This window comes from Christiangramia qingdaonensis, assembly GCF_048381525.1.
Lineage (GTDB): Bacteria > Bacteroidota > Bacteroidia > Flavobacteriales > Flavobacteriaceae > Christiangramia.
This window is the reverse complement of the sequence record NZ_JBLWIM010000015.1, coordinates 406,014-416,292: the sequence shown is the minus strand read 5'-3', so window position 1 is coordinate 416,292 and position 10,279 is coordinate 406,014. Positions and strand designations below refer to the sequence as shown.

The window sequence follows — 10,279 nt, the reverse complement described above, 5'->3', positions numbered from 1 at the left end:
TATTTCTGCCATATTGTTGATTTTTTGGTTATTCTAATGTACTACAGAGCAGTGCCAAAAAGATGTAAGTATTGTGTAAAGTATTGTTAATTAGAAACAACGCATAAAAAAAGCCAGGACTAATGCCCCGGCTCTTCACGTATAGTTCTTAGGTTATAATCTATCTAAAGGTGCCACTTGGGAAAACAACCAGACTTTCATGGCCATTCTTACCTACTGCAGCAACTCCAAACAGGTAATTATCTATAACAATTCCCTCTAAAGTAAAATCTGTGATATCCCCTACGAACCTGGAGTATTGCCATTGCGGTGAAGTTGTGTCTCTCCAATAGATCTTGTAACCAGCGATCTCAGCATCAACCGCTTCCCATCTCAACTTTGTATTGGGTTCAACAATTCCACCAATTTCAACTTTTTCAGGTGCAGGTGGTGCCCAAGCCAGAGAGGCAAGGTTGATAGCATTTACCGCTGTTAATTTCTTAGCATAGTCAAAATTAACCCCAGAGACCACGTCGCCGTATTCTATGCCATTCTCTGTTCGAATATCCTGGTGTTGCCTGTTATAGTTCTCATGAGCTTCCATTATACGAACCCCAGCAAATCCAAGATCATTAAAAGGCCTGTGGTGCCCACCACGGCCAAATCTATCCAGTCTGTAGATCATCATTGGGTTCATTTCTGGCATATATGTCTCTACATTTGAATGTATATATCTTGCCAACTGTCTTGAAATTCCATCAACTTCTCCACCATAGAATCTTCTCATTCTTCTTTCATTCTCCGTTTCGGTAGGTGGAACTGGTTCAGAAAAGATTCGGAAACTGCGGTTATCGATCACTCCATCTACACCTTCAATATTTCCGATCATATCATTATTCAGAATACCAATAATATCCCAGCCTTCTTTTTTTGCAAATTCTGCCAGACCTTTCCCGCCAAAAAGACCTTGTTCTTCTCCAGATAAACCTACATAGATGATACTACTTTCAAAATCATAATTTGATAAGACTCTCGCGGCTTCCAAGGTTCCAGCCATTCCGCTGGCATTATCGTTCGCTCCGGGAGCATCTGTAGTGAAATCCATAGTATCGCCATTTCTTGAATCAATATCACCGCTCATGATGACATAACGATTAGGGTACTTACTTCCTTTCTGGATCGCAACTACGTTAACTACCCATGCTTCCTTTGGAATTCTTTGTCCGTCTTTGGGAGTCACATAATCTTTTTGATAAAACACATCGAGACAATCATTACAATCTGTAGAGATTTTGTCAAATTCAGATTTTATCCAACGTCTGGCAGCCCCAATTCCACGAGTTTCAGATACTGTATCACTAAACGTATTTCGTGTACCGAAACCCGCAAGTTTACGGATATCGTTTTCGATACGATCTGCACTTACATTCTGAATGATCTCGTAGATTTTTTGATCTGTGTTCTGAGCTTTGGAATTAATGGATATGATGCATAATCCTAGTATTAGGATAGCAGTCTTAAAGGTAGTTTTCATCATAAATGGAAATTTCTTTTAAAAATAGGGAAGTTATTTAACTCTATAAAATAAGAAAGCCCCGGTGTTACCGGAGCTTTAATTTATTGATCTTTATGATACAATTAAATTAGGCTTGCATTTCGTGCATTTCTGCTTTAGCCTGGTTGATCTTTTCTTCAGACTTATTGCTGGCAAAACCTGCCTTAGTCTTAGATTTAAGAGCTTCCATCTTGTGGCTCAAAGAATCAGTAAAATCGTTGATTCCTTTGTTAGCGTCTTTGATATAACCGTTGCTGGTATCAGCAATAGTTTTTCTCGTTTCTGTTCCTTTTTTTGGTGCGTATAGTAATCCAAGTACTGCTCCTGCAGCTGCTCCTGATACTAGTCCCAATAATAATTTTCCTGATTTCATAGAATTTGGTTTTAAATTGGTTCGATTTAAATTCAGCTGCTAAATTAAAGAGAATTTGAACCTAGGCCATCTTCTGCTAGTTAATGTATATCTAAACTTTAAATCGAATTCACAAATTATTTAACACCTAAAATCGTTCAACTATTTGCTCTGAATTTTTCCAGTAAGGTTCGAACTTTCGGAGTACCTTCCACATAGTATCTGGCACTTGTTTTCTTAATACCTACTTTAACGGTAACGCTATCTTCCGGAAGATCTTCAAACATATACTCATCTGTCCAATCATCACCAATTGCGAAAATAAAATCGTAATCCTTACCTACCAGTTTTTTAGTAGAGGCCTTTCCTTTATTCACACCGCTACTCTTAATCTCCAACACTTTATTTCCTTCCAGAACGCTTAGTCCACGATTGGAAATAAGCTCCTTTAAAGTGTTGCTCAATTCATTGGCACGAATCTCTCCTAGTTCTGGATCTGCCTTTCTGTAGTGCCATGCCAGAGAGTAATTCTTTTCTTCTATGAATGTACCTGGTGTTCTATCCACAAAATTTTCGATCACAGGACGAACTGCATCCATCCATTCACTTTTTACATTCTCTGAAAGTTCCCATTCTCCATCAATCTGTCTCATCCAAACTCCATGTTCAGAAATTAGTTCTACCGGTACATCTTTCCACCATGTTCCTAAAGTATCTTTATCTCTACCGCTTATTAATATTACATCGGTTTTATCATCTGCATTAAGTTCACGTATAAGTTCTTTAAGATCGGCATCAGGGCGGGCGTTCTCTGGTTTGTCTGTAAAGTTCACTAATGTTCCATCATAATCAATAAATAAGATCCTTCTTTTGGCTTGCTGAAATTTAATCATGATCTCCTGTGAAATTTCAGAATTGATCTTAATGGATTGAAAGGACTCTCTATTCTCTTTGGTGGATCTAAGAGATTTCATAAAATCACCTGCCCATTTTTCTACACTATATCGTCTTAATCGCTTCTGAAGCATCTTATTTCTTTCGATCTGCTCTTCCTTAGGCATTTCAAACGCGGTTTTTAAGGCTTCGGCCACCTGCTCAAAATTATTAGGATTGATAATGAGTGCTTCGTTCATCTCATGAGCGGCTCCTGCCATTTCACTTAAAATTAGAACTCCTGTATGATCTGTTCGCGTTGCGATATACTCCTTAGCTACCAGATTCATTCCATCACGAATTGGTGTTAGTAGGGCGATCTCACAGGTAGTATAAAGGTCGATCAGGTTTTCAAAAGGCATGGAACGATAGAAATACCAGATAGGTGTCCAGCTCACGGTAGAAAATTTCCCATTGATGCGTCCAACTAATTCATCAATTTCACGTTTAAGCCTTCTATACTGTGGCACATTGGATCTTGAAGGCACAGCCAGCATCACCAGCCTTACTTTTTCTATATACTCTGGGTTCTTGTCCAGGAAGTATTCATAAGCTCTAATACGGTGTGCAATACCTTTAGTATAATCCAGTCTGTCTATACTAAGGATCAATTTGGCATCTGGTGTAGATTCTAAATGGTGATCCAGTCTTTTCTGTAATTCAGACTGGTCTGCGGAAGTGCTCTCGTAATGATCAAGTGCAGCCTGCTCAAACTTTTTATAATCGATACCCATAGGAAAAGAATCTACTTTAACGATCCTGTCTGGGAGGGTGATCTGGTTAAAATCTACCTGGTGTCGCAGAATACGACTTACCGAACTTAAAAAATGTCTTTCATAATCATAGGTGTGAAAACCAATAAGATCTGCCCCGAGCATTCCCTGTAAAACCTCATCTCTCCATGGAAGCGTTCTAAAAACTTCATAAGAAGGGAATGGGATATGATTGAAGAATCCAATGATTGCATCTGGTGCCTGTTCTCTTACCATATTAGGAACCAGTAAAAGTTGATAATCATGAACCCAGATGACATCACCTTCTTTATAATGTTTCAATATTTCATCTGCATACTTTTGATTTACTTCCTTGTAGGTATGCCAGTAATCATCGTCAGATTCAGTATACTCCATAAAATAATGGAATAGAGGCCAGATGGTACGATTACTAAAGCCATAATAAAAGCCGTCGATCTCATTGGCATTTAGATGGACGGCTACACAATTCTCTTCCCGGGCCTTCTGCTGAACTTCATCCTTCAGATTTTCGGGAATTTCCTCTTCAGTCATTCCTGGCCATCCTATCCAGATACTGTCTCCATCTTTATGAAATGATTTTAAGCCTGTTGCGAGTCCTCCCACACTAGGTGTTACTTCGAGATGATCTTCAGAAATAGAAATTTGCAATGGTAAGCGGTTGGAAATAATGATTGTTTTGCTCATAATTAATTATAAATGCCGTGGTCGCGAAATTGATTTTTATTAAATTTCCGAAAATCATTTAAGACAGCCATTGATTTATAAGATTTTTAAGATATATGGATAATCTCGACTACGGAATAATTAGTAATTGTAAAAGTGCAGCTTTAATCTCTAAAACAGGCTCCCTGGATTGGTGTTGTATGCCAAATTTTAACTCTTCGGCAGTATTCGCGAAAATACTTGATGATGAGATTGGAGGAAGTTTTGAAATACTTATCGGCGACGATTATAAGATCACCCAGGAATATCTTTGGGAAACTAATATCTTAAGTACGGTGTTCGATAATGGAACTGATGCCTTTCAGTTAATAGATTTTATGCCCAGGTATCCTCGTGAAGATGGATCTTATTATGCGCCACCAGATGTTATTAGATTCTTCAGATTAATGAAAGGCGAACCAAAATTCAGGATCAAATATGATCCGAAACTGGATTTTGCAAGAGAGAAAACCTATAACGAGAATAAGGGTGATTATATAAAGAGCTTTACCAAAGAAGGTAAATATGATTCTGCTTATCTATATTCAAGTTTGAACCTGAATGAGATTCTGGAACAAAAGGAGATCACTCTTACTGGAAATGCATACTGCCTGGTAGGCTATCATGAAAAACTGGTAGAACAAACCCTGGACAGGTCTTATTTGAAATTCCAGAGAACAAAGGTTTACTGGATGAATTGGGCAGATAATACAACCAGATATACGCATTACGGGCAGGAGATCATGAGAAGTGCGCTTGTACTTAAAGCATTGAGCTATAAAAAGTCTGGTGCTGTACTTGCCGCCGCGACTACAAGTCTTCCGGAAACTATAGGAGAGGAGCGAAACTGGGATTACCGTTTTTGCTGGATTCGTGATGCTTCCATGGTGATCAAGGTGATGGCAGGTCTGGGGCATATTAAATCTGCCAAGGATTTCCTTCAGTTCATTATAGATATTATTCCGCATAAGGATGAGAAGATCCAGATCATGTACGGGATCAACGGTGAAAAGGAACTAACCGAACATATTTTAAGTCATTTAAAAGGCTATGAAGGATCCAGTCCGGTTCGTACTGGTAATGCCGCTTATATCCAAAAGCAGAACGATATTTACGGAATTTTGATGGAAGTGATCTACCAGCAATTTCTCATGTTTGAAACTTCACTTGAAAACTCTGAAGCGCTGTGGACCGTGGTTCGCGGTATTGTCATGATCGTGGAAGAAAACTGGGAGAAACCAGATAAAGGTATCTGGGAGCTTCGTACAGAGGACAGACACTTTGTATTTTCAAAACTGCTTTGCTGGGTAGCTGTGGATAGAGCTATAAAAATTGGTGAGGTCCTAAGAATGGGAATTAACGATACCAAATGGATCGCGTTAAGAGAAGAAATTTACCAGGATATTTATGAGAATGGATGGAACGAGGAAAAACAGGCTTATACACAATCCTATGGTTCGGCAGATCTGGATGCATCTACGCTTTTGATGCAGCCTTATGGTTTTATAGAGGCAAATGATCCAAGATTTGTGAGCACTGTTCAGGCTACTGAAAGGGAGCTTTGTGAAGACGGACTGATGTACAGATATAAGAATAATGATGATTTTGGGAAACCAACCTCATCCTTTACGATCTGTACCTTCTGGCTAATTGATAGTCTATATAAAATTGGAGAGAAGAAGAAAGCAAAAGATATGTTTGACCAGTTGTTATCATACAGTAACCATTTAGGTTTATTTAGTGAGGATATCGATTTTAAAACCAAACGCCTGCTCGGAAATTTCCCACAGGCATATTCACATTTAGCACTTATTGAAACAGCTGCGAATTTCTCAAAAGGAATTTCTGCGGAAAATGCCTTATTTCAGGATTAATTTAATTCCTGATCCTTTTCTATACTTACCCGGGCCTTCGGAAGATGTCCCGGGTAATTTTTTTGTATGAAATCAAGCAATTTCTCTCTTAGATGTACACGAAGATCCCAGGCTGTAGGTGAATTTTTTGCACTTACCAGTATTCTTAGCTCCACAGTCTTTTCCGAAGCATTTGTAACCTGAAGTACATTAACATTACCATCCCAGAGAGGAGTATTATTTAATAGTCTTGTGAGTTCTTCTCGAAGCGGTTCTAAAGGCAAACCATAATCTGCATAAATAAAAACTGTTCCCAATATATCTGCGGAACTTCTTGTCCAGTTCTGGAAGGTTTTTTCAATAAAATATGTTGTGGGAACAACGAGTCGTCTTTTATCCCAAACCCGAACCACCACATAAGTAAGATTGATCTCTTCGATCCAACCCCATTCACCTTCAACAATCACTACATCATCCAGACGGATAGGCTGAGTGATAGCGATCTGTATGCCTGCAAGTAGAGTAGCAATTGCTTTTTGCGCAGCCAGACCTATAATAATTCCAGCAATACCTGCTGAGGTCAATACACTAATTCCAACAGAGCGTATACTTTCAAAGCTCATCAAAGCAATTCCAACGGCAAGTATTACAATAATGAAAATAACAATATTCTCAAGGATCATATACTGGGTGTAAACCTTCCGGGCTTTGAGATTATCATCACTAGCCATATCGTACTTCTTGAGCATTCTCTTTTTAACTACTCTGAACAGTAAGATCAGAAACCAGGCAACACTTAAAATGATACCTACTGTACTAAGGTGGCCAACAATTTCATAGGTTGCTTCAAACCTGAAAATTTTACTAATGATCGCAATTCTGGCAATTATGGAGGCCAGAAAAATTAATAATGGCAGCCGAATCTTATAAGCGAAATTAACCGGAAGTATATTCGTTGGATTTTTACCAAGCTTCCTGATGATATAAAATGCAAGACCGAAACTTAACATTAAAATGATAAGAGCAGAAACGAGGTAAACTAGTCCGTTTTTTTCAAATTCGAGCATGATTCAGATTTAGATATTCTAAAATTAAAATTTTGGACGCATAGTTGCTTTAGGTTTACAGAAGATTAACCTACAACGTTTTAGCCTTGTTCATCTAATTTATTATCTTCTTTCTCATCTTCTGAATATTTTCCATCCAGTACAACTCGCTCCCGTTTTAAATAAATTCCATCTTCCAGTTCACTGATGTAACGCACGATATTTTCTCTAAGCTCGCAATGTAGCGTCCATGCAGTTGGAAAATCCTTTGCACTTACCAGGCAGCGCAATTTAAGGTAATTGTGATCCATGCCTGAAGCTTCAACCAGTGGCGATCTATCCTCATCACCATCCCAATTATCTGAAGCTTTCAGTAATTCTGTAAACTTTTCACGTACTTTTTGAACGTCTACCCGGTGGTCTACAAATAATTCGATCTCCATAATATTCTGTGGGTTAGACATAGAAAGATTCTCAAAACTTTCAGTAATAACATCAGAAAGAGGTATGACCAATCTTCTTAATTTGAAGGTATTAACAACCATATAAGTAAATGTGATGTCTTCTACAAAGCCATATTCACCTTCAATAATGACTGCATCACCAATTTTAGCGGGGCGAGTAAGTGCAATTTGAACCCCGGCGATAATATTACCAAGCGTACTTTGCGCTGCAATACCAACTACCACCGTGGCGATTCCTGCGGAAGCCATTAGAGATATTCCTAGTTTCTCAAGAGATGGAAATTGAGAGAATATTACGGAGGCGCCAATAATTACGATTATGAAAATAAATATTCTTCTACCTACAGAGATATAGGTCATCAAGCTTTTCGCTTTGCTATCTTCCTCGGTTCTCACGTCGCCTACTTTTTCCACAGCAAAAAAGTCCATGACATAATCAATGATTCGCATGATCAACCAGGTGAAAATTGATATAAGCACAATTAGAATAAAAGTGTAAATACCTTTAGCGAGAGATCCGGTAAATGAAATCAGGTTATTAAGTAATAAATAGAAAGCTAAAATTCCTATAGCGGCTCCTGCTGGTGAGGCTAATCTATAGGCAATATTCCGAATCCAGTAGCGGTCCACACCTGAAAATGCTTTTCTAATGATGGCGCTAATGCCTTTGGCTATTAAATAACAGATTAAAATAAGTAACAGGGTTCCTACAACCTTCCATATTGGTATTCCCAAGACCTCAAAACTAATCCATTCAGGAATCATCCTATCCAGTTTTCTTGGACCGTAAGCCGCGTAAAGCGGTTCGGTATTTTCAACAGTTTGTGATGAAATTAGCCAGACAGGATGCTCATCTTTATACTTTACACGTTGTACTCTAAAAGTTATATCACGATCATCCAGTGTTGTAGTACCAAACAATAGACTTCTTCTGGGTTTTCCAGCTACAGCCTTGTTTGTTGAGGTACTCACATCAATTTGTCCATCGGGACGATCAGGAAGACCATCCCACCCAATTGAAATTCTTTGTTCAAGAACAAAATGTAGCTTTTCAGCAAGTATCGCTGCATCTGCCTTAGAAATATTATCTGGCAACAAATTAAAATTCATTGCATACAGTGCTTCTTCGTAATTATCGTTTCTGGCCTGTACTATAAAATGTTCTAAAGCGGCCTGGGGAGATTGAAGGTTTATTGTATTAGGAGGGAAGCCAATTCCGTCATTCCATTGATCTGTCTGGTAGTAGGCATCTGCATATTCACCAATATCATTAGTAGCAACAGCAGCTGAGTCGTTAAGGACCGTTGCTTTACTGGGCAATTCCTGGTCTTTAGATTTGTTGTTTTCTGATTCCTGTTGGAATGCAAAGGTCGTTTGATGTAAAAATATAATGGAAATACATAGCCACAAGTGGCGTAAGGAGCGGTTCATGAGTAATTCTTTTGGTCGGTCAACTAAGATACTCAATTTTAGATTTTAAAAAAGAAAGGCTGGCTGGTAAACGAAAAAAGCCACCTAAAAGGTGGCTTTTTGTGGTTATAATTTTAGTTGATTAGTTTACGAAACCAGTTCTTGGTCCTCCACTAGCGAAAACTGTTCTCATACGAGCTTTCTGACCTTCAGAGAACATATACATACATGCATCGTTTGTATAATCCATATAGTTCATAGTCATATCTGTAGATCTACAGTTAACAGTAGGGTAAGAAGGACAGCTGTAGTTAGGTCCATCAGAAGAAGGAGTATCAGCTACGAAGTCATCCTGTCTACATCTTCCATCACCCCAGATGTGACGTAGGTTTAGGTAATGTCCTACTTCGTGAGTAGCTGTTCTACCTTTGTTAAATGGTGCTGAAACATATCCAGTTGTTCCAAAGTACTGAGGAGAAATTACTACACCATCAGTTGCAGATGGTCCACCAGGGAATTGTGCATACCCAAGGATACCACCACCAATGTTACAAATCCAGATGTTTAAAGTATTAGAAGGGGAGGTTGGAGGGTATGCATATTTCATAGCATCGCTTGTTCCCCATTCAGATCTTGAATCACTGTATCTGTTTACTCCTGCAAGAGTAAAACTGATTTCTGAATCTGCAACTAATCCAGCAAATTCGCTAGGTACATTGCCTGCATCGTTGTTTGTAGCTCTAAAGTCATCATTCAGCACAGCAATCTGAGAATTGATCTGAGCATCAGAAATATTCTGCTGAGAGTTACTGTAAATAACATGAACCACAACAGGAATATTTACAATTCCTAGATTATCACCTACTGGTGGCTCAGTAGTTCCTCCACCATCACCAGATCCTGGTTTACCTTTCCCGTTACCATTCTTAGCCAGGATAGAACGAGTATTTTGCTCTACGTCGTACATTTTTTTGTGTAAACCTGGATTCTCGTTTAGTAAACGATTCAAGTTTCTCATAGAGTAACACTTCGTTTTGTCATCTTCAGTCTTTTTGCCATCTGCCTCAGCATCTGTATAAAGATAAAAATCACTCATGTCTACCTGTGCTACTTCCTGGTCGACACTGTTTTCTGTAGGATCTTGCTCACAAGAAGCAAATAGGAAGGCCATAGCTGCCATTCCAAGAAAAACTTTTTTCATAATGTTAAGTTATTGTTTGATTTAGAGCC

General features: G+C 38.6%; 7 protein-coding genes. 1 reads left to right on the top strand and 6 read right to left on the bottom strand.

Features of this window, described 5'->3' with window-relative positions; all coding sequences use genetic code 11:
- Window positions 1–160: 160 nt before the first annotated feature.
- The 3 genes from ACNI3T_RS13275 to ACNI3T_RS13265 all read right to left on the bottom strand — a co-directional run bounded on the left by ACNI3T_RS13275 (window position 161) and on the right by ACNI3T_RS13265 (window position 4,258).
- Window positions 161–1,516, bottom strand: coding sequence for a M28 family metallopeptidase (locus tag ACNI3T_RS13275; protein ID WP_418228209.1), 1,356 nt, complete (start codon window positions 1,514–1,516; stop codon window positions 161–163).
- Between the two features lie 106 nt (window positions 1,517–1,622).
- Window positions 1,623–1,907, bottom strand: a complete 285-nt coding sequence (locus tag ACNI3T_RS13270) for a YtxH domain-containing protein (protein ID WP_322300491.1) — start codon at window positions 1,905–1,907, stop codon at window positions 1,623–1,625.
- A gap of 137 nt (window positions 1,908–2,044) precedes the next feature.
- Complete coding sequence (locus ACNI3T_RS13265; RefSeq protein ID WP_418228208.1) at window positions 2,045–4,258, bottom strand: bifunctional alpha,alpha-trehalose-phosphate synthase (UDP-forming)/trehalose-phosphatase; 2,214 nt, start codon at window positions 4,256–4,258, stop codon at window positions 2,045–2,047.
- A gap of 95 nt (window positions 4,259–4,353) precedes the next feature.
- Between ACNI3T_RS13265 and ACNI3T_RS13260 the strand changes: the two genes are divergently transcribed.
- A complete protein-coding gene (locus ACNI3T_RS13260; protein ID WP_418228207.1) occupies window positions 4,354–6,150 on the top strand; it encodes a glycoside hydrolase family 15 protein in 1,797 nt (598 codons plus the stop codon).
- On the opposite strand, the gene ACNI3T_RS13255 is transcribed toward ACNI3T_RS13260, so the two are convergent.
- The 3 genes from ACNI3T_RS13255 to ACNI3T_RS13245 all read right to left on the bottom strand — a co-directional run bounded on the left by ACNI3T_RS13255 (window position 6,147) and on the right by ACNI3T_RS13245 (window position 10,250).
- A complete protein-coding gene (locus ACNI3T_RS13255; protein ID WP_418228206.1) occupies window positions 6,147–7,196 on the bottom strand; it encodes a mechanosensitive ion channel family protein in 1,050 nt (349 codons plus the stop codon). The genes ACNI3T_RS13260 and ACNI3T_RS13255 overlap by 4 nt on opposite strands.
- 80 nt (window positions 7,197–7,276) lie before the next feature.
- The gene (locus ACNI3T_RS13250) at window positions 7,277–9,106 is read right to left on the bottom strand and encodes a mechanosensitive ion channel family protein (RefSeq protein WP_418228205.1); all 1,830 of its coding nucleotides are present in this window, start codon (window positions 9,104–9,106) and stop codon (window positions 7,277–7,279) included.
- An 85-nt stretch (window positions 9,107–9,191) separates the two neighbouring features.
- Window positions 9,192–10,250, bottom strand: a complete 1,059-nt coding sequence (locus ACNI3T_RS13245) for a zinc metalloprotease (protein WP_418228204.1) — start codon at window positions 10,248–10,250, stop codon at window positions 9,192–9,194.
- Between the last annotated feature and the right edge of the window lie 29 nt (window positions 10,251–10,279).